Genomic DNA, 24,541 nt, shown 5'->3' on the forward strand with positions numbered 1-24,541 from the left:
GCGGCCTTCTGATTCGCAGTACGGCCCATACACGGTCAGGCTTGTTCTTCCGGCACTTCATCGATCAGATCGGAAAACAGCCCGTACACGTATTTTTCTGCATCAAACGGCTGGAGATCATCCATTTTCTCGCCGAGGCCGACGAATTTGACAGGAATATGGAGTTCGTTCCGGATCGCAAGCACAATCCCGCCTTTTGCCGTGCCATCCAATTTTGTCAGCACAATCCCGGTTACGTCTGTTGCTTCTTTAAACGTCTTAGCCTGCACCATCGCATTTTGCCCGGTGGTGGCATCCAGAACGAGCAGCACTTCATGCGGGGCGCCCGGGATTTCCCGTTCGATGACACGCTTTACTTTTTCCAGTTCCTTCATCAAATTGACCTTGTTTTGCAGGCGGCCCGCCGTATCACAAAGCAGCACATCTGCATTTCTTGCTTTCGCTGCCTGGACGGCGTCAAACATGACAGCGGCCGGATCGGATCCTTCCGAATGTTTGATCACTTCCACGCCGACCCTCTCTCCCCAGACTTCAAGCTGTTCAATCGCGCCGGCGCGGAATGTATCGCCGGCTGCCATGATCACTTTTTTCCCCTGCTGCTTCAGCATATGGGCGAGCTTACCGATCGTAGTCGTTTTGCCGACGCCATTTACGCCGACAAACAAAATAACGGTCAAGGCGCCGTCCTGGATGTTAAGCTGGTTCGGGGCATCTTCGCCGGCCGAATAAATGTCAACCAGTTTTTCGGAAATCACGGACTGGACTTCAGAAGGGGCTTTGATGTTTTTCCGTTTCACTTCCATTTTTAATTCATCGATCAGTTCCATCACCGTCTGGAAGCCGACATCCGCCTGAATTAAAATTTCTTCCAGTTCTTCGAAAAAGTCTTCGTCGATTTTCCGGTAACGCGCGACAAGATTGTTGACTTTGCTTGAGAAATTATCGCGCGTTTTTGCAAGCCCGGTTTTAAATTTATCGGTTACCGTATCGGCTTGCCGGGTGAATTTGTCTTTTAATGTTTTAAAAAAGCTCATTTGTCCACTTCCTTTGGCTTTCCTGAATTTGCGTGTCAGCTTGTGCGGCATAAAAGCCGCAAGGGCAGTCGTAAAAATCGCCGCCCTGATGTTTATCCCTGCCGGCCCGCTTGTGGCACGGGTGCTTCTTTTTAAACCCGGCGCCGATTCGTCCTGTTTAAGACGTTTGAAAAGCGAGGTCGGTTGATTCTTCCAGTTTGACCGACACAAGCTTCGATACGCCGGATTCCTGCATTGTTACCCCGTAGAGGACGTCCGCTTCTTCCATCGTCCCTTTCCGGTGGGTGATGACAATAAACTGGGTTTCCGCACTGAACTGTTTCAAATATTTACTGAACCGGTATACATTGGCTTCATCCAGCGCAGCTTCCACTTCATCGAGAATGCAAAACGGCACCGGGCGCACACGCAAAATCGCAAACAAAAGCGCGATCGCGGTCAGCGCTCTTTCGCCGCCTGAAAGCAGCCCGAGATTTTGTAGTTTTTTCCCCGGCGGCTGCGCGAAAATTTCCACGCCTGTCGTAAGCAAATCTTTCGGATCCGTCAGCCGCAAATCCGCTCTCCCACCGCCGAAAAGCTCGCGGAAAACCGGTTCGAATTCGTTCCGGATGGCGTTAAACGTCTCATCGAACCGGCGGATCATTTCGCCGTCCATTTCCGTAATCACCTGGTCAAGGGTGTCTTTTGCTTCAAGCAGGTCGGTCTCCTGTTCTTTTAAAAACTGGTAACGTTCCGATACACGCTCATATTCTTCGATCGCGCCGAGATTGACGGCGCCAAGCTCATCAATCGACAGTTTGATCAGCTTCACTTTTTTGCGTGCTTCCTCCAGGGAAACATTAAGCGGGCGGGCTTCTTTCGCGGCTTCAAAGGTGAGCGTGTATTCTTCGCGGAGCCTTTGAAGCCGGTTCTCAAGTTCCACATCCAGCCGGTTTGCTTTGACTTCTTCATCCTGAATGGCCTGCTGGAGCCCTTTTTGCTGCCGTTTCCATTCCTTCAGGCCGCGTTCCAGGTCTTCCATCTCTGCTGTCAGCCGGGCCCGTTCTTCCCTGCGCACGGCGATAAAGGCGAGCGTATCGTTTTTGTCACGCGATTTTTGTTCGGCCGCTTCCGCCAGTTCGCTTTCCGACATGTGATGCTTCTTCGATTCGTCCGTAAGAAAGTGGTACTGCTCGTCGTAACGCGCTTTACGTGACGCCCACTCCTTTATTTCACGGTCCAGCCGCGCAAGCTCTTCGCGGTCGCGCGCCGCCTGTTCCATCTTTACGGCAAGCGTCGATTTTAAATCGCTGAGTTCGCCCTGGAGCCTGCTTTTTGCCGTCGAATCATCGTTTTTCTTTACGGTCAGGGCTTCAATTTCCGCTTCCAGCTCCTGCGCTTTTTCGCCGGTACGCGCAAGCATATCTTCCAGTTCGCCGATCCGTTTGCGGGCTTCATCCTGCTGCTTTTCCGCCTCTTGTTTTTCCATATCGTAGACGAGCAGGTGCTCATCCAGATTTTTTTCCTCAACCGCAAGCCGTTCCAGTTCCGCTTTCGCCTGCTGTTCTCCAAGTCTCAGCGCTTCGCCGTTTTTCCTCGCTTCATCCAGCTCCTGTTGCATGCGGGAAGCTTCGGCTTTCAATGCTTTGACTTCCGTTTCAAGCGCCATCGTTGTTTTTTCCATGCCGGCAAGCTTTTCTTTTAATGCTTCCAGTTCGCTTTTTCTCGAAAGGAGTGACACACTGTTTTGTTTCGAAGCCCCGCCTGTCATCGAGCCGCCCGGATTGACAACATCCCCGTCAAGCGTCACGATGCGGTAGCGGTAGCCGAGCATTTTGGCAATCTTGTTTGCACTTTTTAAATCACGGACTACAAGGACATGGCCGAGCAAATTGGACACAATGGACTGGTAGCGGCTTTCAAAGCGGACAAGCTCCGCGCACACGCCGACGTACGCCTCTTCATTGCGGAGCGGTTTGAGGCTTGCTTCCGGAATGGCCCGCGGCTTGATAATATCGAGCGGCAAAAAAGTCGCCCGCCCGGCCTTTCGCTCTTTTAAAAATGCAATGGCGTGCCGCGCATGCCGTTCCGTTTCTGTCACAATATGCTGCATCGAAGCACCCAGTGCTGTTTCAACCGCTTTTTCGTAAGGCGCGGGCACCCGGACCAGCTCAGCCACAGCGCCTTCAATGCCTTCCAGCTGTTTGCCGCGGGCTTTCAAAATTTCGCGCACGCCCTGGTAAAAGCCGGTATAATCCTCTTCCATCTCTTCAAGCGTTTCTTTCCGTGATTTCGCTTTTTGCAAATATTGGTATGCCTGATACAGATTGGACTCCTGTTTTTGATACCGGCTGTTTACGGACTCCAGCTGCCTTTGCTTTTCCATATAGGCACCGGCTGCCGCTTCCAGCTCCTGTTTGATTTTTGCAAGGCGGCCGGTCGCCATTTTTTTCTTTTCCCGCACTTTTTCCCGTTCATCGACATATTTGCGGTTGTCGGCTTCAAGCCGGCTGAGGCGGTTTAACGACGTTTGCACCTGCTGCATAAGCAGGCGCTTTTCATTTTTTCCGCTTGCCTGCTCATTCAGCAGTTCAATATAGTCGCTTTTTAAAGACTCAATTTTTTCCTCCAGATTCGTGCTGAGGCGGAAAAGGCCCGCTTCCTTCTCTTTCACGCTTTCTTTCAGGGACGATAAGGCTTGTTCATTTTCCGCCGCCGTTTGCAAAAGCTTTTCCTTTTGGGCTTCCAGTTCTTTTAAAGCGTTCTCCGCTTCATTTATATTTTTCTCAAGCTGGGCTTTGTTCTCGCTGGCGTTCTTTTTGCGTTCCTTCAGCACTTCTTTTTGCCCTTCGAGTTTTTCCAGCTCTTCTGTCGCTTGAAGCAGCACATTCTGCAAGTCTTGAATCGATTCATCGAGTGCATCTAGTTGATTGCGCTTTTCTGCCAGCTGTGCTTCCTGTTTGCGGATTTCGGAAGAGAGCCCCGCTTCTTTATCCCGGTGTGCTTCAAGCTGCGATTTAAGCGATTCCCACTCGCCATGCAATGATTCTATTTCATACGCCAAAACGGCAATTTCATAATTTTTCAATGCTTCCTTTTGTTCCAGATAATCTTTTGCGACCGATGCCTGCATTTTCAACGGCTCAAGCTGGCTTTCCAGTTCATACAGAATGTCGCTAACACGGTTTAAGTTATCCTGCGTTTCGGCAAGCTTCACTTCCGCTTTTTTCTTGCGCGTCTTATATTTTAAAACGCCGGCTGCCTCTTCAAAAATGCTGCGGCGTTCTTCCGCTTTGCTGTTTAAAATTTCTTCCACTTTCCCCTGGCTGATAATGGAAAAAGCTTCTTTGCCAAGGCCGGAATCCATAAACAATTCCACAATATCCTTCAACCGGCACTGCTGTTTATTGATATAAAACTCGCTTTCCCCTGAACGGTACACCCGCCTTGTCACGCTTACTTCCTGGTAATCGATCGGAAGGGCGCGGCCTTCGTTTTCAAGCGTTAACGTCACTTCTGCAAAATTCAACGGTTTTCTTGTATCGCTGCCGGCAAAAATAACATCTTCCATCTTTCCACCGCGCAGGCTTTTCGCTGATTGTTCACCGAGCACCCAGCGGACGGCGTCGATCACATTGCTTTTGCCGCTGCCGTTCGGGCCGACAACCGCTGTCACGCCCGGAACAAATTCAAAGGAAATTCGGTCCGCAAATGACTTAAATCCGATCACATCGAGACGTTTCAGAAACAATCCGTTCCCCCTCCATTCTTTACGGCTTCTTTTTTTCTTCTTTCTGCAAATTGGATAAAGCCGTTTGCGCAGCCTGCTGTTCCGCTTCTTTTTTGGAGCGGCCTTTTCCTGTCCCGAGCGCTTTATTGTTTAACGACACACTGGAGACGAACTCCTTATCATGCGCAGGGCCGCGTTCATCGAGAATCGTGTATTCCAACACACCGGATGTTCTTTTTTGGACGTACTCCTGCAACTTGCTTTTATAATCCGCCGTGCTGCTGAAGAGCCCCTCGTCTATTTTCGGGAATACGACTTTTTCAAGAAGGGAAACAACAGCCTTTAACCCCTTGTCCAAATAAAGCGCGCCGATAAACGCTTCAAACACATCGGCTAAAAGAGCCGGGCGCGTTCTGCCGCCGGTCATTTCCTCGCCTTTACCGAGCAGGATATACTCGCCAAAATGCAGCTCATTGGCAAAAATGACAAGCGACGGCTCACAGACGACGGACGCCCGCAATTTCGTCATTTCCCCTTCGTTCATCGACGGGAACCGGTTAAATAAATAATGGGAAACGGTCAGTTCCAGGACGGCATCGCCTAAAAATTCAAGCCTTTCATTGTCGTGCCTGCGCTTTTCCGGATGCTCGTTCACATAGGAGGAATGCGTAAAAGCCTGTTTCAGCAGGTTTACGTCTTGAAAATGGATCCCGAGTTGTTCCTGCAGCTTGCCGAATTTGTTTACTACATGTTCTTCATCTGATTTTATTTTTTTTACCATCGTTCATCCACCCGATATCTTGATATAGTTTCAACTTAACTTAAATATATAGAAAAATACTGCTGAACGCAAAGGCATCTCCCAGGACCCGGGCGGTCGTAAATAGGCAAAAAGGGATCGCGCTTTTTTGCCCATTTACCATCCTCAGGCAGGAGACGATTGACGCCGGATTAGAGAAAAATGTCCCGCTTTATGGGGCGGGACATTTTACATGAAGACGATTACTGCTGATTTTGTATGTAATTTACAGCGTCACCCACTGTTACAATTTTCTCAGCATCCTCGTCAGAAATTTCCATTCCGAATTCATCTTCCAATTCCATCACCAATTCCACTACATCAAGGGAATCAGCGCCAAGATCTTCTTTGAATTTCGCTTCCAGTGTAACTTTGGATTCTTCGACACCAAGGCGGTCAACGATGATCTTTGTCACACGCTCTAATACGTCTGCCATGCGGTTCACCTCCCCTCAAGGTATTATAGAGGATTTTTTATAATTAATAAAGCGAAACTTAAAAACAAGCTTTGCCGCGACCGTTACATGACCATTCCGCCATCAACGTGGATCGTTTGCCCGGTAATGTAGTCGGAACTGCTGCTTGCCAAAAACAGGGCAGTCTTTGCCACATCTTCCGGCTTGCCGAAACGGGAAAGCGGGATTTGGCCCAGCATGCCTTCTTTGATGTCTTCCGTCAGCTTATCGGTCATATCCGTTTCAATCATGCCCGGGGCAATGGCGTTTACGGTAATACCGCGGCTTGCCAGCTCACGCGCCGCCGTTTTTGTAAGCCCGATGACACCGGCTTTGGCAGCGGTATAATTGGCCTGACCGGGGTTGCCGCTGATGCCGACAACCGAGGCAATATTAATGATTTTGCCGCTCCGCTGCTTCATCATCGGCCGTGCCGCCGCTTTTGTGCACAGGAAGACCCCTTTTAAATTGGTATCGATGACTGCATCCCATTCTGCTTCTTTCATCCTCATCAAAAGGTTATCCCGGGTGATGCCGGCGTTATTCACCAATATATCAAGTTTGCCGAATTTTTCCAGCACCTGTCTGAACATTTCCTGCACTTCCGATTCATTCGAAACATCAGCCCGGATGGCAAAGGCTTCCACACCATAAGAACGGACGGCGTTTACCACTTCTTCCCCTTTTTCAGCATTCCCTGCATAGTTGACTGCAATATGCGCGCCGGAAGCGGCAAACGCAAGCGCGATTTCGTGGCCGATGCCGCGGGACGCACCGGTCACAAGCGCAACTTTGTCTTTTAAAAGCATTCGGTCTCCTCCTCCATTATTTTTGCAGCGCGCCAACCGCAGCTTCCAGGGTTTCCATATCCTGGACGGCATATGTTTTTACGCTGCGGTCAATTTTCCGGATTAATCCGGAAAGCACTTTGCCCGGCCCGACTTCAATAAAGGTATCAACGCCGAGGCTGATCATTTTTTTGACAGAATCTTCCCATAAAACAGGGGAATAGAGCTGGCGGATACAATTTTCTTTGATGTCCTGAGCGCCCGTTTCCACTTCGGCATCGACATTGGCGATCACAGGAACCGTCGCATCCTGAATTGCAATTTCGTCAAGAACCGTCTTGAATTTTTCCGCCGCCGGTTCCATCAATTTGGAGTGGAAAGGACCGCTTACCTGAAGCGGGAGGACGCGTTTCGCCCCTCTTTCCTTGGCAAGGGCGCCCGCTTTCTCAATTCCGGCAGCTGTCCCGGAAATGACTATCTGGCCGGGACAGTTCAAATTCGCGAGCTGGACCGTTTCCCCTTCACTGCTCACTTCATCTGCAACTTCCTCCAGCACGCCGCGGTCAAGCCCGAGCACGGCGGACATTGCCCCGGCACCGTTCGGGAATGCTTCATCCATATATTCGCCACGTTTGCGTACCGCATATACGGCATCTTCAAAAGACAAAGCGCCGGCTGCCACAAGCGCCGAATATTCGCCAAGGCTGTGCCCGGCTGTGAAATCTGCATGGATGCCCGCTTCCTGAAGCACCTGTAAAATCGCAGTGCTTACCGTTAAAAGTGCCGGCTGGGCATTTTCGGTACGGGTCAGTTTGTCCAGCGGGCCGTTTTGAATGAGCCCGGATAAGTCCATCCCAAGCTTTTCATCTGATTTTTGAAAAACAGCCGCCGCTTTTTCATTTGCACCGGCAACCGACTGCCCCATGCCAACCGTCTGGGATCCCTGTCCTGGAAAAACAAACGCTATTTTTCCCATCTCTTTTCCTCCATCCTTACTTTTGTTCAAGTTGTTGAATTGCGTGTTTGATTTTGCCGGTGACGTCAGACTGTACCATTTCACGCGCCTGCCGTACCGCATTGTAAATTGCATTGGCGTTTGAGGAACCGTGCGCTTTGATGACCGGCGCATTCAGCCCCATTAAGCCTGATCCGCCGTATTCCGAGTAGTCCATAATATTTTTCAGGCCCGACAGTTCTGATTTAATCATCGCAGCGGCCAATTTTGTCTTCAGATTGTGCATGAACACTTTTTTGATCATGGAAAACAAGGATCCGGCCGTACCTTCAATCGTTTTCAGCACCATATTGCCGGTAAACCCGTCTGTGACAACGACATCCGCCGCCCCCTCGAGCAGGTCGCGGGCTTCAACATTGCCGGTAAAATTCAAATCGGTTTCTTTTAAAAGTTGAAATGCTTTTTTTGTTAATTCATTGCCTTTCTTTTCTTCCGTCCCGATATTTAAGAGGCCGACGCGCGGATTTTTTAAGCCTCTTACCTTTTCGGCATACAGCGAGCCCATGATGGCAAACTGCAGCAAATGTTCCGGCTTGGCTTCCGCGTTTGCGCCGAGATCGAGCATGACAAAACCGTGCCCGTCGGTTGTCGGGAGCACCGGGGCAAGGGCCGGCCTTTCAATACCTTCAATCCTGCCAACCACAAAGAGACCGGATGCCATTAGAGCGCCCGTATTTCCGGCTGAGATGCACGCGTCCGCTTCCCCGTCTTTCACGGCTTGGGCCATGCGCACCATGGAAGAATTTTTTTTGCGGCGAACAGCCCGCACCGGTTCGTCTGTTCCAGATATCACCTCATCGGTATGGATAACGGCAACGCGGTCAGACGTTTCCAGTTCCTTCCTGATTTGCGTTTCGTCCCCGAACAGGATAAACGCCGTGTCCGGAAATGCGTTTACAGCCCGGTTAATCCCTTGTACAATTTCTTTTGGGGCATAATCCCCGCCCATTGCATCAATTGCTAATTTCATTCTGTTCAGCCCCGTTTCTAAAATCAAGCTTTTCCCGTGCGAAAGTTTTCCCGGCCGTGCCGCAACCGGGGTTGCCGGTCCCCGGGAAAATGGTTCACCTGTCCGCGAAGCATATTTAAGCACTGCCGCCTTTTCCGGCATGATCCCGATACATTTCAAATTCGCCTTTAAAGACGAGGTCACGGCCGACATAGCTTTCAACAAACACAGTCGTTCTGCCGTTTTCCTGATTGACGTTCGCCACTTTTGCCTTGGCAATGACGCGGTCGCCGATTTTCGCGGACCGCAAAAACCGGATGGTGGCTTTCGCCGTGAGGGCCAGTTCATCATCAATGACGGCAACGGCAAGCGAGTTGGCCTGCGCAAACAGATGATGCCCGCGGGCGATGGCGTTTCGCTTAAAAACATGTTCTTTTTTGACATCAAAAATAGAGATGGCGCTGCGATCCAATTCGATATCGATCACTTCCCCGATGACTTCTTCGATCGGCAGCGCCCTTACTTCATTGGCGAACCGCTTTTCAGCAACGTTTTTGATCCTTTCCCGCAGTTCCGGAATGGAAAGCTCTAGCCGGTCAAGGCGGATCGTCTGCACGCTGACATGGTATTTTTCCGCCAGTTCTTCATCTGTGATAAAAGGATTCTGCCTGATGGTTTCCTGCAAACTTTGCTGCCGGTCCTTTTTTTTCATTTTCATGGGTGACACCATCCGAAATTTTAGGACTTGGTACTAATCGTAGTATATAGAAAGAAAAGGAAGTTTGCAAGAATTGCCAAAGCTCCCCTGGCAAAACGCAAACTTCCTTTAGTCCAGTTTCTCCCCTTCGAGCACACCTGATGCTTCAAGCTGGCGCCGCAAGTGTGAAAAAGCCGGGTCATGCCAGAATGTATCGGAACTGATCAATTGCTGCGCATCCTGCCTGGCTGTTTCAAGCGCCCGGAAATCATGGACCATATCGGCCACTTTAAATTCCGGCAGCCCGCTTTGTTTTTTTCCGAAAAAATCGCCGGGTCCGCGAAGCTCGAGGTCTTTTTCGCTCAAAACAAAGCCGTTGTCCGTTTCTGTCATAATTTTCATCCGCTCTTTGCCGATTTCCGTTTTCGGGTCGGCGAGCAAAATACAATACGATTGTGCATCGCCCCTGCCGACACGGCCGCGCAACTGGTGAAGCTGGGCAAGGCCGAACCGTTCGGCATCATAAATGACCATAATGGTCGCATTCGGCACATTGACCCCGACTTCGACAACCGTTGTCGACACAAGCACCTGAATTTCGTTGCGGCTGAACGCTTTCATGACTGCTTCCTTTTCGTCACCCGGCAGCCTGCCATGCATCAGCCCGGCTGTATACCTGCCATTAAAATATTGGTTTAAAATGGCATACACATCAATCGCGTTCTGGACGTCAAGCTTATCGGATTCCTCGATGAGCGGACAAATAACATACGCCTGCCTGCCTTTTTTGAGCTCTTTTTCGATAAAGCCGAGCACCCTTTCGAACAGATTGTTTTTCACCCAGTACGTTTCAATCTTTTTCCGGCCGGCCGGCATCTGATCAATGACAGAAACATCCATTTCGCCGAACACGGTGATGGCAAGCGTCCGCGGAATGGGCGTCGCCGTCATAAAAAGCACATCCGGATTCATCCCTTTTTCGCGAAGAATCCGTCTTTGCTCAACCCCGAACCGGTGCTGTTCATCGGTGATCACAAGGCCGAGCCGCGAAAATGCCACATCTTCCTGGATTAAAGCATGCGTGCCGATTAAAATATCGATACCGCCTGTACCAAGCTGTTCCAAAAGCGCTTTTCGCCGTTTCCCTTTTACAGTGCTCGTCAGTAAAGCGACCTGGACGCCGTGCGGTTCGAGCAGCTGGCAAAGCGATTCGGCATGCTGCTCGGCGAGAATTTCCGTCGGGACCATTAGCGCCCCTTGAAATCCCGCCGTCACCGCAGCGTATAACGCAATCGCAGCGACGACCGTCTTCCCGGAGCCGACATCTCCCTGGAGTAAACGGTTCATGCGGAACGGCGACTTCAAGTCCGCGCAAATTTCGTTCACTACTCTTTTCTGGGCGGCCGTCAATGAAAACGGCAAGGAGCCGATAAAATGTCTTAATTTCCGCACATCATAGCGGATGGCCCGGCCGTTTGAATGTTCGCGCTCGAATTTCCTTAACGCCTGCATCTTCAGCTGAAAAGCCAAAAACTCTTCGTATACAATGGTCCTTCTCGCCATTTTCACTTCCTGTTCCGATTTTGGGAAGTGCATCGCATACATGGCCTGCTTTTTCGGCATTAATTTATATTTTGCAAGCATTTCTGCCGGCAGCGCCTCTTCGATTTCACTGCCATAAGCATGAAAGGCGGATTGAATGTATTTGCGTAACGTTTTTACCGTCATTTTGCCTTTCACCGCATAGACGGGCCCGAATCCGGACGTTTGATCAGCCGTGCCTGTTTTTACGGATTGGGCCGTAATCGTCTGCCGGTGCATGTCCCATTTTCCGGTAACCGTAATCACATCATGGACATGGATTTTCTTTTTCAAATACGGCTGGTTAAAACAGACAACCGTAATGAGAAAATCGCCTGCGAACACTTTCATCGACAGGCGTGACCGTTTTTTTGAATAATAGATGAGGGAGGGTTCGCTATGCACCCTCCCCGTCACCGTCACCCGTTCATCATGCCGGACTTCACGCAAATCTTTGAGCCGGTCATCTTCATACCGGAAAGGAAAATAAGTAAGCAGGTCATAGATGGTAAAGATCCCCATCTGCCCGAGGCTTGCTTCCGTTTCTTCACCGATCCCTTTTAAGACGGATACCGGCTGATCAAGCGGGCTATTCATGCAGATCAAGCGGCATACCGAAAATTTTGGCTTCCAGTTTCCGGGCGGTCGGCGTATCTGCCAAGCCTCCCCGCGCTGTTTCTTTGAGCGCAGTCGGCATCTGCTGCCCGACGCGGTACATCGCATCAATCACTTCATCGCAAGGGATCCGGCTTTTAATGCCGGCCAGCGCCATATCTGCCGCAACCATCGCATTGGCCGCCCCCATCGCATTCCGTTTCACGCATGGCACTTCCACAAGACCGGCAACAGGATCGCATACCAGGCCGATCATATTTTTCAACGTAATGGCCATCGCATGGGCGCATTGTTCCGGTGTGCCGCCTGCCATCTCAACGATAGCCGCGGCAGCCATCCCGGCGGCTGATCCGACTTCTGCCTGGCAGCCGCCTGCTGCGCCGGAAATAAACGCATTATTGGCCACCACAAAACCGAATGCGCCGGCTGTAAATAAGAAACGGACCATTTCTTCACGCGTCGGATGCAGTTTGTTTTTAACTGCAAAAAGCGTTCCCGGCACGACGCCGGCAGAACCGGCCGTCGGCGTTGCGCAAATCGTTCCCATTGCCGCGTTCACTTCATTTGTCGCAACGGCTTTGCTGACGGCATCCAAAATGGTTGCGCCAGATAAGAAATTGCCTTTTTCAATATATTTTTGCAGCAGTACGGCATCGCCGCCCGTAAGCCCTGAGTGGGAGTGGACGCCGGCAATCCCTTTTTCAACTGCTTTTTCCATCACAGCCAGATTTTCATCCATCTTTTTTATGATGGCTTCCCTCGATTTTCCGGTTACTTCCATTTCCTGCTCTATCATAATTTCCGAGATTTTTTTATTTTGCTGTTCGGCCAGTTCTACAAGCTCAGCAACATTCCGAAACATAATTTCCCTCCTTCAATATCCATGCTGCTTCTCCTGGCACAGGCAAGGATGCACGCACATTTTTTTAAAGACAGCCAAAAGAAAGCGCCACCTGCTTAGCAGCTGCGCTTTTTTCTCACTATTAATCTACAACTCTTGCAACCTGGGTAATATTCGGGAGCCGCTTCATTTCTTCAATGACGGCATCATCGAGATTCTGGTCCACTTCGATAGCCATCAATGCCATCTTTCCGGCTTCTTTGCGCGATACTTCCATATGGCCGATATTGATTTCATGTGCTGATAAAATATTGGATACGGCCGCAATCGCCCCGTAGCGATCCTGGTGAACGACGAGCACGGCCGGATGGTGGCCGGATAAGTGTAGCTCAAAGCCGTTTAGTTCTGTTACTTCAATTTTTCCGCCGCCGATTGAGATACCGGTCAGTTCCATATCTCCCGATGCGTCGCCCATCCGGATCTTTACCGTGTTCGGGTGGTCCGGGACGGCGCTTTCCACGAAAAACTTTACCGAAAGTCCGTGCTGTTCCGCAATCTGAAGAGAAGATTTGATCCGTTCATCATCCGTGTCAAAATCGAGCAGGCCGCCGACAATGGCAACGTCTGTACCGTGCCCTTTATAGGTGGTCGCGAACGATCCGTAAAAATGGATGTCTGCCCACTTTGGCTGCCTGCCGAATAAGCTTCTCGCCACCCGACCGATGCGCGCGGCACCTGCTGTATGGGAGCTCGAGGGCCCGATCATCACCGGGCCGATAATATCAAAAACACTTTTATATTTCATTGCGCATCACACCCACATTATTGTGTTTTTTCGCGATTTCAATCTTGGTGGGTGCGCCCCGTTTTTCAGGCCGCACCTGCCGTTAGCTGCTTTAAAGTTTGCCGGGCAAAACCGGCTGTTGGTTCGGCCGGCTCGCCCGAACTGGAACCTTTTTACCAAAAAAGAATGGATGAAAGCTTTGCACTTGAAAGCGCTGCAACAGATGAAAACAAACAGCAGCGGATGGTGCATTTTTTCGTATTCAGCAAGCTCTTTTTATAATATGCAGGCAAGCAATCTTATTCCACTGCCAAAATAAAGGAATATAACGGCTGCCTGCCTTCATGGACTTCAATTTCTATCTCCGGCCAGTTGGTTTCAATATAGGAAACGAGTTCGTCCACCTGCGCCTTGCTGACATCTTGTCCGTATATGATGGTGACAATTTCATCTTCCGCGCCGATCATCTGCGAAAGCAGCTGCCCGGATGCTTCCAACAGAGCAGGGCTCGTTTTGACGATTTTCCCTTCGTAAATCCCCATATAATCCCCTTTTTTGATGGAGATGCCGTCAATATTCGTATCCCTGACCGCATTGGTGACCTGGCCGGATTTTACGCGGCCGAGCGCTTCTTCCATTGCTTGGACGTTTTTATCAAACGGCTGTCCGGGGTTAAATGCGAGCAGCGCCGCCATTCCCTGCGGCACGGTTTTAGACGGGACAATGGCCACTTTTTCTTCCGCCAGTCCTGCAGCCTGCTCGCTTGCCATGACGATATTTTTATTGTTCGGCAAAATGATGATTTGTTTTGCGTTTGTCTCTTCAATGGCTTTCAAGATGTCTTCGGTACTCGGGTTCATCGTCTGGCCACCTTCAATGACCACATCGGCGCCGATGCTTTTAAACAGCGCAGCAATTCCGTCCCCCATCGCAACCGTAATGACACCGTAATCTTTCTTTTCTTTTTGCGCCTGTTCCGCTTCGTTTTCGCCGACAAGCGCGTGATGCGTTTCGCCGACGATCGCGCTGTGCTGCTCGCGCATATTGTCCACTTTTAACTTAATGAGGCTGCCGTATTGCTGGCCGTAGTTCAAAACATCACCCGGGCGCTCAGTGTGGACATGGACTTTCACGATATCATCATCCGAAATGACCAGGAGGGAATCCCCGAAACGGCTCATATCACTGCGGAACCGCTCCTCCGAGAATGTCTTGGCGGACGGTTTGGAGCGGTCGAGTCTGACCATAATTTCCGTGCAGTACCCATATTTGATATCTTCCGTACGCATAAAGTCCTGCACATGCTTATGGTGTTCGGCGTTTACGAGCTCGTCCATTGACGGCATGACGGACGGTGTATCCGGCAGCTCTTCCCCTTTTAACTCGGCAAGAAAGCCTTCATAAATAAAAACAAGCCCCTGGCCGCCGCTGTCGACCACGCCGACTTCTTTTAACACCGGCAACATGTCCGGCGTCCGGCTCAGCGTCGTTTTCGCTTCCCCGAGGATCGCTTCCATGACTGCCGCCAGATCCTTTTCGGTTTTCGCCGTTTGCACGCCTTTTTTGGCCGCTTCCCTTGCAACGGTGAGAATCGTTCCTTCAACCGGCTTCATGATCGCCTTAAAAGCGCTCTCGATCCCGGCCTGAAAAGCCGCTGCAAACTCTTTTGCGGAAATATGCGCTTTAGTTTCAATCGATTTGGAGAAGCCGCGGAACAGCTGGGATAAAATCACGCCCGAATTGCCCCGCGCGCCCATCAGCAGCCCTTTTGCAAAACTTGCGGCAACGGACCCGATATGCGCCTGGACATTTTTTTGCACTTCCTTTGCACCGGAAGTCATCGTTAAATTCATATTTGTTCCCGTATCGCCATCAGGGACAGGGAATACATTCAGGGCGTCAACCGTTTTGGCATTTGCCGCAAGATGGTTCGCCCCTTGTATGACCATTTCTGCAAAACGCTTTCCATCCAGTGATGTAACCACAAAATTTCCTCCTCGTTACGGGTTCGCGACACGCACGCCCTGAACGTAAATATTAATGGCGTCAACTGATAAGCCGACTGTTTGATTCAGCGTATATTTTACTTTCTGCTGGACGTTGCGGGCGATTTCGGAAATTTTTGTCCCGTAGCCCACAATGATGTACATGTCAATTTCGACTCTTTCATCCTGTTGACGCACAATGACGCCCCTCGAGAAGTTTTCTTTGCGCAGAATTTCTGTAATGCCGTCTTTAATTTGATTTTTCGAGGCCATGCCAACAATGCCGAAACAGTCGATGGCGGCACCTCCTGCAATCGTGGCGACGACTTCATTCGATATATCAATTTGTCCGTAATGCGTATTTATTTCAATCGGCATAAATCGCTCCCCCTTATCTTCACTGTTTCCAAACCGGATTTGACCTGCTACCGCCATTGTACTATAAGACAGGGTACATGGAAAGCAGAGCAGGTCTGCATTGTTATAGTTTACCACAAAACAGGTTGCCCTGCATGTATCCCTTCCGGCAGGACTTGCATTGTGTCTTCCAATATGATAAATTATTATAGTGAATTTTTAACGAAAAATGAAGAGATGAAAGCATAAATATGTTCTATTTCTGCTTCGCAACAGGAGGAGGGAATACAATGCCGAAAAAATGTGCAATTACAGGACGTAAAACGGTATCCGGCAATAAACGTTCTCACGCCATGAACGCAAACAAACGCACCTGGAAAGCGAACTTGCAAAAAGTGCGCATTCTGGTGGACGGCAAACCGCAACGCGTCTGGGTTTCCGCTCGCGCTTTGAAATCCGGGAAAGTCGAACGTGTATAATGCAAAAACAGGAAACCGGGTATCCGGTTTCCTGTTTTTTTTTTGCGGCAAAAAAACCGGCGCGTCGCCGATTTTCCCGCTGTGTAGAATGAACTGCCCCACGAACCACCATGCGTCCATTTTATCTCTTATCCTTTTTTAAAAGTCCCCAGCATGGCCCTGACAATACCGCCCAAAAATTTAGGCAGTTTAATCGTATAAAATTTCATGTATGTCCCTCCCCATTCAAATACAATCCGGGTCTCCCGCACATTATATTCATGCGTAAGCGAAAAGGATACAGCCTGCTTGTTCATGAAATATCATTAATCATGGCTTCTTACCATCATTAATATGCCGCTTGAAAAAGAAAAAGTACCAAAATCACGGATTAGTTCATTGCTGACACAAAGGGTGGTGCCCCTTACAATATGCCGGTTTTCAAGCGGATACTTAAATCCGGTTAAAAAGATCCCTTCTACCTCTTCCGTCAACGGGAGAAAAGAAACATACGGATACGCATCCATTTTTTCAATCGTATAAGTTCCGGGCAAAAACATTTCCACGAGATTCTGCCTGTCGATCATTTCTATTTTTCCTTTAAATTGCAAAGCTTTTTCATGTACAAGTAAAAGGACATTGGTAAAAGCATGATCGAGCCGTCCGCCGGTAGCACCAAAAATGCGGATCACATCCGGATCCTGGCTGATTGCCCACATTAAGGCCAGCTCCATATCGGTCTCATCTTTTTCGGGCTGGAATTTGCGGATATGCTCAAGTTTCCGGTTGATCCAGTCCCATTCTTCCTGATTGACAGAATCAAAGTCGCCAAAGGCCATTTCCGGGATGATCCCTTGTTTAAGCAAATGCAGCACGCCCCTGTCTACACCTGCCCATGCCGCTCGTTTGTCCTCCGCATATGGCGCAAGATCCGGCACATTTTCGGGCGGGCCGCCTGCTAAAATATAGATTTTCTTTTCCATGCCTCATTCCCCTTTTATACGACGGATTTAAGACAACCTGATGCTTTGTCCACTCCCCGCGGGTTTTTCATGCAGAAAAAGCCGGATGAACCCCGGCTGTTGTTTTACTGCCCGTATTTTAATGCCTGGATCGCTTTTTTCCGGTTCTTGCTTTTAAAAATATTGGAGCCCGCAACCAGCACCGTTGCACCGGCCTGTGTGCATTTTTGCGCTGTTTCCGGATGGATGCCGCCGTCGACTTCAATGTCAAATGCAAGCCCCTGCTCTTTTTTTAAACGGTGCAGTTTTTCAATTTTCGGGACAACGGATTCAATAAAAGCCTGTCCGCCAAACCCGGGATTGACCGTCATCAGCAATACAAGGCCGACATCCCCCAGTATGGGCGCAATCCATTCGACCGGTGTGGCGGGATTTAAGACAACGCCGGGATTTACACCAAGGGACCGGATTTCCTGGATCGTCCGGTGGAGATGCCTGCACGCTTCCACATGGACAGAAATTGTATCCGCCCCTGCTTTCGCAAAAGCTTCCAAATACTGGTCCGGATTTTCAATCATTAAATGGACGTCGAGCGGAAGCTTTGTGACCGGCCGCACCGCCCCGACAACGAGCGGTCCCATCGTAATGTTCGGCACAAAATGGCCGTCCATTACATCAATATGGATCCAGTCCGCCCCGCCTTCCTCCACATCTTTAATTTCCTCTCCCAGTTTTGCAAAATTTGCAGACAAAATAGAAGGTGCGATTTTTACCATCGTCAATACCTCGGCTTTCTGTTTTTAATTTCCTGAAGAAACTGGATGTAATGGCTGTACCGGAATGAAGCGATCTCCCCTTCGGCCAAAGCAGCTTTGACCGCACAATGTGGCTCGTTTTCATGCAGACAGCCGCGGAACTTGCAGCCGGCCGCTTTTTCACTGATCTCCGGAAAATTATCCCCAAGCTCCGTTAATTCCACACTGTTGAAGTCGAGTGAGCTGAAACCTGGCGTATCTGCGACGAGCCCGCCTCCGACCGGCAACAGTTCAACATGGCGGGTAGTGTGCTTCCCCCTGCCCAGATGCGTGGAAATTTCATTTGTTTTTAAACCCAAAGCAGGGTCCAGGCGGTTGAGAATGGACGTTTTCCCCACTCCGGACTGGCCGCAAAAGACGGTGATTTTTCCTTTCAATGCCGAAAGCAAAGCATCTGCCCCTTCGCCTGCTTTCGCCGACGACAACATAACCGGGTAACCGATTTGCCGGTATACTGCAAGCGTCTCGAGTAGCTTTTCTTTTTCATCCGCGCCTAGGAGATCGCATTTTGTGATTAGAATAAGCGGGCGAATCAGGTTCTTTTCAATCGGGACTAAAAAACGGTCCAAAAGCAGCGTAGAAAAGGCTGGTTCTTTTGCGGAAAAAACCAAAACAGCCTGATCCACATTGGCAATCGGCGGACGGACGAGTTCATTCTTTCTTTCGCCGATGTCCAAAATATAACCTTCCCTCCCGTTTTCTTTTTGGAATTCGACATGGTCCCCGACGAGCGGGGTGATTTTCCTTTTACGGAAGACGCCTCTGCCCCTGCATTGGTAAATTTCGCCGTCTTCACGATTTTTCACATAGTAAAAGCCGCTTAAAGCCTTGATGATTTTTCCTTCTGCCATACATCCACCTCCATCTCTCCGACATTTTCAAACCAGGGGAGGCGCCGGGTTACGGCCCAGCGCTTTCTCAGTTAAGAAAGGATAAATTTTCAATTTCTACTTTCCTAACGCATAAATGCAACGACGGCTCTGCTCTCGCCTAAGGATGGGACGCCCGCATTTTCTTAATTTGGATACGGAACGGTCTCTTCGGCGATGACTTTGCCATCCCTCATGATTTTGTATGTCGCCTCTTTCCCGTATTCAATCGTGAACTCCAGCTGTTTTTTCACCGTTTTCGTAATCTCAAACGTTTGAACAGGTGCGGACATCGAATGGTTCATGTCTTCAATAAAAATTTGCACTTCCTGTTTCGGGTTTTCTTGTGCAGATGCATCTGTTTTGCCGCCGGAATCGTTTCCGTTTGATTCGCTGTTGCTGTCACCGGACTGGCTGTTTCCGTCCGACCCGGAACTTTCGCTATTGTTTTCATTTGTGCTCCCGGCGGAATCCGTGTCCGGCTCATACGGGATCGTTACTTCCTTTGTGACCGTCTTTGGCGGCATTTCTTTCTGTCCTTTGCTGATGGTCACTTTTACGACCGAGCCTTTTTTCAGCTCCGTTCCCGGCTGCGGAGATTGAGATATGACATGGTCCTTTTTCACGGTATCCGAATAATCTTTTCCGGCATATTCAATGGAAAAACCGGATGTTTTTTCATAGGCGTCCAGCTGTTTTTTTGAAAATCCGGTTAAATCCCCAACTGCATAAGTTTCTGGGCCTTTGCTTACAGTAAAGGTAAGCACCGTGCTTTCGGGCACCACTTTTTTATCGGGCGCGGGATCCTGCGATATAATGGTCCCTTGCGAACTGTCATCGTACACTTCTTCTTTATCGATGTCTTTAAAATGTTCGCCAGTCAATAAATTTACGACATCGTCAAACTGCCTGCCGGTATAATCGGACAGGGTAAATGTTTCTTTTCCCGTGCTGATATAAAGGGAAACTTTTGTCCCCTCTTTGATTTTTTCCCCGGCTTCGGGATCCGTTTTGATCACCTGCCCCTTTGGTACCGTTTCGCTTGTTGTTTTAATCTTCTCCCCGGTTTTCAGACCATGCGCCGTAAGCACGGCGGCAGCAGCATCCGCCGTTTTGCCTGATACTGACGGGACGCTGACGGTTTTCGGGCCGAGCAGGGACGGCAGCAACAAGGCGGCAAGGCCGGCAAGCACGACCAAAAAGGCAAGGGTGCCGACAACGAATGGCCATTTTTTCCGCCGTTTTTTCTCTTTTTTGTCCCGCTTTGTGTCCGGTTTCTTTTCTTTTTCGTTTTCCCCGGCCGGATTTGCGATAATCGTTTCTTCATTCCGGTCGGGGCCGGCAGCCACTTCGGAAATCACCGGGATAATTTTCGTCTGATCTTCGTCTTCTGGGATGACGAATTTCGGTTCATTCAGCCTTTCCGGCAGGAGTGCGGTGCGGATATCCTCCCCCATTTCTTCAGTGCTGTTATAACGGTAAAACGGATCTTTTGCCGTTGCTTTTAAAACAATATTTTCAACACTTTGGGGAATATCGGGATTCCACCTTTTCGGCGACGGCGTCTCGCTTTGCAAATGTTTTAAAGCAATGGAAACGGCAGATTCCCCGGAAAAAGGAAGCCTTCCCGTTAAAAGCTCGAACATCACGATGCCGAGTGCGTATATATCCGATTTATATGTGGCAACACCGCCCCTTGCCTGCTCGGGGGAAAGATAATGGACCGAACCGAGCACGGCATTTGTCCGGGTGATTGAAGTAGCGGATAAAGCCATGGCAATCCCGAAGTCCGTAATTTTCACAACGCCATCATGGCTGATTAAAATATTTTGCGGCTTAATGTCACGGTGGATAATATGGTTGTCATGGGCATGTGCGATCGCCGCTGCAAGCTGTCCCATAATGTCCAGCGTTTTCTCAACGGAAACCGGGCCGTTTTGCTGTATGTATTGTTTTAACGTCATGCCCTCGACATTTTCCATGACGATATAATTTAAATCGTCCTCTTCGCCAACATCATAAATACTGACAATATTCGGATGGACCAGGCTCGTTGCCGATTGGGCCTCCCTGTGAAAACGTTGGATAAACTCCGGCTCATTTGCAAAATCCGGGCGCAGCACTTTGACGGCCACATCACGGTCCAAAATCATATCGCGGGCCAGATAGACGTTTGCCGTGCCGCCGCCGCCGATCAGGCTTTTGACTTTATAGCGGCCGCTGATCCGTCTTCCGATTAACATTAAGGGCACCCGCCTTTATTGCGGCCGGACGAAAGAAGCACAATCGTAATATTGTCTTCCCCACCGTTTTCATTGGCATAATCCACGAGCATGTCCGCTTTCTCCCCAAGCGGCAGATCTTTTTCCAGCACTTCTTTCATCACTTCCGTCGGCACTTTATTCGACAGGCCGTCTGAACAAAGCAGCAAAGTATCATTTTCTTCAAATACAATCGTTTTTAAGTCGGGCGAGATCGAATCTTCCGTCCCGAGCGCTTTCAGGATCACATTTTTATGTGGGTGATTTTCGGCGTCTTCTTTTGAAATCTGGCCGGTTTTGACCAGTTCATTGACCAGCGAATGATCTTCCGTCAGCTGCTGGAAGCCGTTTTCATTAAAAATATAGCCGCGGCTGTCTCCGATATTGGCGATGGAAATAAAGCCTTCGGTGCAGACCGCTGCAACCAGTGTGGTGCCCATTCCTTCGCATTCAGGGTGATGGGCGGCATGTTCAAATAAACGGGCATTCACCTCGCCGATCGTCTCGGAAAGCCACGCCTCCGCGGACTCCGCATCGGCAACCGGGCCGAATTTTTCAAACGCTTCTTTAAAACATTGCACCGTCATGCCGCTCGCAATGTCACCCGCACGATGGCCGCCCATTCCATCCGCAACAATCGCAAGGAGATCACCGCCGGCATTTTCAAAGACTCCCCCACTGTCTTCGTTATGCTGCCTTACTCTGCCCTTGTCCGTTTTGTAGACAGATTCCATTATACCCCCACCTTCATACTCTTTGACGTGTTTATCATCAGGCAAACCTATGCTTTACCGGCCTTTTTGCGGATGCTGGCGATGAAAAATCCGTCCCCGCCGAAGTCCTGCGGAAAAATTTGCATCCGGTATCCGTCAACGCAAGATTCCATTGCTTCCGGGACGTGCAGCGGATACGGTTCAAATTCCGGATGTTCCTGCAAAAATGTTTCAATCGTCCCTTCGTTTTCTTCCCGGTCAACGGTGCAGGTACTGAAAACAAGGATGCCATCCGGTTTTAACAGTTCCGACACACCCGATAAAATCGAAAGCTGGACCTGCTTAAGCGCATGGATATCGTCAACGGTTTTCGCATATTTGATATCCGGTTTCCGCCGCAGCACGCCAAAACCTGTGCACGGCGCATCGACAAGAATGCGGTCAAAAGTATTTTTTTCAAAACGGGCGCCTGCATCCCGGCTGTCCATCGCAATCGCTTCGACCTGTCCGGTACCGAGCCTCTCTGCATTTTCCTGAACCAGTTTTACTTTATGCGGATGGAGATCGAGCGCGACAACTTCTCCCGTTCCTTCTAACTTTTCCGCAATATGGGTCGTTTTTCCGCCCGGTGCCGCACAAGCGTCCAAAATCCGCTGGCCTTCCTGGATGCAAAGCGCATAGGCAACCGCCATCGAACTTTCATCCTGGATGGTGAAGAGTCCTTCTTTAAAGCATGCTGAGCGGGCAAGATTGCCTTTTCGTGAGCGGACAGCTTCCGGAATAACCGGGCTCCGCTCAACGGTAAACCCTTCCCGCTCCAGTTTTTCGATGACTTCATCCACGGATGCCCGGTTCAGGTTCACCCTTGCTGTCTGTAACGGCGGAATCAGGTTTGCTTCACACATTTCTTTCGTTGTTTTATAGCCGTAAGCTTCCGCCCATCTTGCCACAAGCCAGTGCGGATGGCTCGTTGCTACCGATAATCTTTCAAGCGGGTCTTCTATTTCCTTTAAACTTCTGAGCCCCCCGCGCTGGATGGCGCGCAAAACGCCGTTGACTATCCCGGAAATCCCGCGGTGGCCCCGTTTTTTGGCGATCTCCACCGCTTCAAAAATAATCGCGCGGTCAGGGATTTTATCTAAGTATACCATTTGATATAAAGACAAGCGCAACAAAATCCGCACCCAATTTTCAATTTTTTTGCGCAAAAACGGGGCGAGAAAATAGTCCAGTGTCTGTTTTCTCTGCAACGTGCCATAAGTGATTTCCGTAAGCAGCGCCCGGTCAGGACCGTGGAACCGGTATTTTTCAATATAGCGGTCAAGCAGCAAATTGCTGTACGACTCGTTTTTCTCCACTGCCTCCAAAAGTTCAAGCGCCGCTTCACGGACATTTTTTCGTTCTTTACTCATCTTCATCTCCAAATTTCATTCCGGGTGCAAGGCCGCCCGCTGAACCGTTTAAAAATTGCGCAACCGCCATCCGTTTCTTCCCGGCAGGCTGCAGTTCCGTTATTTTAATGCCGGTTGTGCTGCCCGTTGCGACCACGATCCCGTCTTTTTCTATCGTGACAATGGTGCCCGGCTCCGCCTGCTCAGAAAGCGGCACTTTTTCGCTTTTCCATATTTTAAACGTCTTTCCGCCAAGCACGGTGTAGGCAACCGGCCACGGGCACAGGCCCCTGATTTGGTTGTAAATGACTTCCCCCGGTTTTTTCCAATCGATTTTTTCCTGGCTGCGTGTAATATTATGGGCAAACGTCGCCTTCTGTTCATCCTGCGGCACCGGCGTCACTTCTTTTGCCAGGATTTTCGGCAGCGTTTCGGATAAAAGCACAGCGCCCGCTTTGCTCAGCTTGTCATGGAGGGTACCAGCATCATCGGTTTCTTCAATTTCGACTTCCCGCTGGCTGAAGATGTCGCCGGCATCGAGTTTTTCCGCCATGTACATAATGGTTACGCCGGTCTTTTTCTTCCCTTGTAAAATAGCCGTATGGATCGGCGCCCCGCCACGCAGTTCCGGCAGCAGTGACGCATGGACATTGATGCAGCCGAACGGGGGTGCATCAAGCAATGCTTTCGGTAAAATCTGCCCGTATGCGCATGTAACCACAACATCCGGCTTGAGAGCCAAAATACGGGCGAGGCTTTCCGGCTCGCGCAATTTTTCCGGCTGAAAAACCGGAATGCCGTGCTTTTCCGCCTCCCGTTTTACAGGCGGAGGGGTTAAAACCTGTTTTCTGCCAACCGGCCTGTCCGGCTGCGTCACAACGCCAATGACCTCGTACCCGTCGCGGATCAAAGTCTGTAAAACCGGCACGGCAAAATCCGGCGTTCCCAAAAACACCACTTTCGTCATTCGGCATCGACCTCCTCAAAAACCAAGTCTTCCTCATCCACATAATCAATGATTTTGGACGTAAACAAAACGCCGTGCAGATGGTCGATTTCATGCTGCAAAGCGCGGGCAAGGAAATCTTCCGCTTCAATGGTGAACGCCCTTCCGTTTGCATCCTGTGCTTTAACTTTCACATAATGGGCGCGCGAAACCGTCCCATAAACGCCGGGAAAACTCAGGCAGCCTTCGACATCCGTCTGTTCCCCGCGCCTTGTTACGATTTTCGGATTGATGAGGTCAATCCGGCCTGTTCCATCGCCGGTATCGATAACGGCGATTTGCTGGTTGATGCCGACTTGCGGGGCGGCAAGGCCGACCCCGTCCGCTTCAAGCATCGTTTCATACATTTCATCCAGTACCGCTTTTAAAGACGAGCCGAATGCCGTAACCCGTTTGCATTTTTCCTCCAAAATAGCGGCAGGATATTTTACAATCTCCATCATTTCGAATCACTCGT

Annotated in this window: 23 protein-coding genes; 1 reads left to right on the plus strand and 22 read right to left on the minus strand. The window is 50.0% G+C overall.

From position 1 onward, the window contains the following. Positions 1-35: 35 nt before the first annotated feature. The 13 genes from ftsY to BCOA_RS17670 all read right to left on the minus strand — a co-directional run bounded on the left by ftsY (position 36) and on the right by BCOA_RS17670 (position 15,630). On the minus strand, positions 36-1,034 hold the full coding sequence (gene ftsY / locus BCOA_RS17600; protein WP_014095482.1) for a signal recognition particle-docking protein FtsY: 999 nt from the start codon (positions 1,032-1,034) through the stop codon (positions 36-38). Positions 1,035-1,191: 157 nt separating this feature from the next. Continuing rightward, the gene (gene smc, locus BCOA_RS17610) at positions 1,192-4,764 is read right to left on the minus strand and encodes a chromosome segregation protein SMC (protein WP_014095483.1); all 3,573 of its coding nucleotides are present in this window, start codon (positions 4,762-4,764) and stop codon (positions 1,192-1,194) included. A gap of 19 nt (positions 4,765-4,783) precedes the next feature. Beyond that, a complete protein-coding gene (gene rnc, locus BCOA_RS17615; protein WP_014095484.1) occupies positions 4,784-5,524 on the minus strand; it encodes a ribonuclease III in 741 nt (246 codons plus the stop codon). A gap of 221 nt (positions 5,525-5,745) precedes the next feature. Next, the gene (gene acpP / locus BCOA_RS17620; RefSeq protein ID WP_014095485.1) at positions 5,746-5,979 is read right to left on the minus strand and encodes an acyl carrier protein; all 234 of its coding nucleotides are present in this window, start codon (positions 5,977-5,979) and stop codon (positions 5,746-5,748) included. A gap of 83 nt (positions 5,980-6,062) precedes the next feature. Then, a complete protein-coding gene (fabG, locus tag BCOA_RS17625; protein ID WP_014095486.1) occupies positions 6,063-6,806 on the minus strand; it encodes a 3-oxoacyl-[acyl-carrier-protein] reductase in 744 nt (247 codons plus the stop codon). 16 nt (positions 6,807-6,822) lie between these two features. Further along, a complete protein-coding gene (gene fabD / locus BCOA_RS17630; RefSeq protein ID WP_014095487.1) occupies positions 6,823-7,761 on the minus strand; it encodes an ACP S-malonyltransferase in 939 nt (312 codons plus the stop codon). Positions 7,762-7,777: 16 nt separating this feature from the next. Next, entirely contained in the window at positions 7,778-8,770 is a 993-nt protein-coding gene (gene plsX / locus BCOA_RS17635; RefSeq protein WP_026683987.1) for a phosphate acyltransferase PlsX, read from the minus strand. 115 nt (positions 8,771-8,885) lie between these two features. Then, positions 8,886-9,467: a transcription factor FapR gene (gene fapR, locus BCOA_RS17640; RefSeq protein ID WP_014095489.1), complete on the minus strand. Its 582-nt coding sequence runs from the start codon at positions 9,465-9,467 to the stop codon at positions 8,886-8,888. A 108-nt stretch (positions 9,468-9,575) separates the two neighbouring features. After that, positions 9,576-11,624, minus strand: a complete 2,049-nt coding sequence (recG, locus tag BCOA_RS17645) for an ATP-dependent DNA helicase RecG (RefSeq protein ID WP_014095490.1) — start codon at positions 11,622-11,624, stop codon at positions 9,576-9,578. Further along, on the minus strand, positions 11,617-12,504 hold the full coding sequence (sdaAA, locus tag BCOA_RS17650; protein WP_014095491.1) for an L-serine ammonia-lyase, iron-sulfur-dependent, subunit alpha: 888 nt from the start codon (positions 12,502-12,504) through the stop codon (positions 11,617-11,619). Before sdaAA ends, recG begins: the two co-directional genes overlap by 8 nt. 121 nt (positions 12,505-12,625) lie before the next feature. After that, the gene (sdaAB, locus tag BCOA_RS17655) at positions 12,626-13,288 is read right to left on the minus strand and encodes an L-serine ammonia-lyase, iron-sulfur-dependent subunit beta (RefSeq protein WP_014095492.1); all 663 of its coding nucleotides are present in this window, start codon (positions 13,286-13,288) and stop codon (positions 12,626-12,628) included. A 278-nt stretch (positions 13,289-13,566) separates the two neighbouring features. Beyond that, positions 13,567-15,252, minus strand: a complete 1,686-nt coding sequence (locus tag BCOA_RS17665) for a DAK2 domain-containing protein (protein ID WP_014095493.1) — start codon at positions 15,250-15,252, stop codon at positions 13,567-13,569. Between the two features lie 15 nt (positions 15,253-15,267). Then, on the minus strand, positions 15,268-15,630 hold the full coding sequence (locus BCOA_RS17670; protein WP_013859046.1) for an Asp23/Gls24 family envelope stress response protein: 363 nt from the start codon (positions 15,628-15,630) through the stop codon (positions 15,268-15,270). A gap of 269 nt (positions 15,631-15,899) precedes the next feature. Here BCOA_RS17670 and rpmB point away from each other — a divergent pair, with 269 nt between their 5' ends. Then, complete coding sequence (gene rpmB / locus BCOA_RS17675; RefSeq protein WP_013859045.1) at positions 15,900-16,088, plus strand: 50S ribosomal protein L28; 189 nt, start codon at positions 15,900-15,902, stop codon at positions 16,086-16,088. 128 nt (positions 16,089-16,216) lie between these two features. Here rpmB and spoVM read toward each other — a convergent pair whose 3' ends face one another. From spoVM to def, 9 genes are all read right to left on the minus strand, one after another. Beyond that, the gene (spoVM, locus tag BCOA_RS17680) at positions 16,217-16,297 is read right to left on the minus strand and encodes a stage V sporulation protein SpoVM (RefSeq protein ID WP_017551496.1); all 81 of its coding nucleotides are present in this window, start codon (positions 16,295-16,297) and stop codon (positions 16,217-16,219) included. A 96-nt stretch (positions 16,298-16,393) separates the two neighbouring features. Further along, positions 16,394-17,050: a thiamine diphosphokinase gene (locus tag BCOA_RS17685; RefSeq protein WP_014095494.1), complete on the minus strand. Its 657-nt coding sequence runs from the start codon at positions 17,048-17,050 to the stop codon at positions 16,394-16,396. A 104-nt stretch (positions 17,051-17,154) separates the two neighbouring features. Further along, positions 17,155-17,805 carry a ribulose-phosphate 3-epimerase gene (gene rpe / locus BCOA_RS17690; protein ID WP_014095495.1) on the minus strand — a complete coding sequence of 217 codons (651 nt, stop codon included), beginning with the start codon at positions 17,803-17,805 and terminating at the stop codon, positions 17,155-17,157. A gap of 2 nt (positions 17,806-17,807) precedes the next feature. After that, complete coding sequence (gene rsgA, locus BCOA_RS17695; protein ID WP_014095496.1) at positions 17,808-18,695, minus strand: ribosome small subunit-dependent GTPase A; 888 nt, start codon at positions 18,693-18,695, stop codon at positions 17,808-17,810. Positions 18,696-18,859: 164 nt separating this feature from the next. Further along, complete coding sequence (gene pknB, locus BCOA_RS17700) at positions 18,860-20,956, minus strand: Stk1 family PASTA domain-containing Ser/Thr kinase (protein ID WP_014095497.1); 2,097 nt, start codon at positions 20,954-20,956, stop codon at positions 18,860-18,862. Further along, positions 20,956-21,708, minus strand: coding sequence for a Stp1/IreP family PP2C-type Ser/Thr phosphatase (locus BCOA_RS17705; RefSeq protein WP_014095498.1), 753 nt, complete (start codon positions 21,706-21,708; stop codon positions 20,956-20,958). Before BCOA_RS17705 ends, pknB begins: the two co-directional genes overlap by 1 nt. Positions 21,709-21,755: 47 nt before the next feature. After that, positions 21,756-23,099 (minus strand): 16S rRNA (cytosine(967)-C(5))-methyltransferase RsmB, encoded by a 1,344-nt coding sequence (rsmB, locus tag BCOA_RS17710; RefSeq protein ID WP_014095499.1) that lies wholly within the window; start codon positions 23,097-23,099, stop codon positions 21,756-21,758. Beyond that, positions 23,092-24,045: a methionyl-tRNA formyltransferase gene (gene fmt / locus BCOA_RS17715; protein ID WP_014095500.1), complete on the minus strand. Its 954-nt coding sequence runs from the start codon at positions 24,043-24,045 to the stop codon at positions 23,092-23,094. The genes rsmB and fmt overlap by 8 nt, the downstream gene beginning before the upstream one ends. Further along, positions 24,042-24,527 carry a peptide deformylase gene (gene def / locus BCOA_RS17720; RefSeq protein ID WP_014095501.1) on the minus strand — a complete coding sequence of 162 codons (486 nt, stop codon included), beginning with the start codon at positions 24,525-24,527 and terminating at the stop codon, positions 24,042-24,044. Before def ends, fmt begins: the two co-directional genes overlap by 4 nt. Between the last annotated feature and the right edge of the window lie 14 nt (positions 24,528-24,541).

It is taken from the genome of Heyndrickxia coagulans 36D1 (assembly GCF_000169195.2).
Classification (GTDB): domain Bacteria; phylum Bacillota; class Bacilli; order Bacillales; family Bacillaceae_C; genus Weizmannia; species Weizmannia faecalis.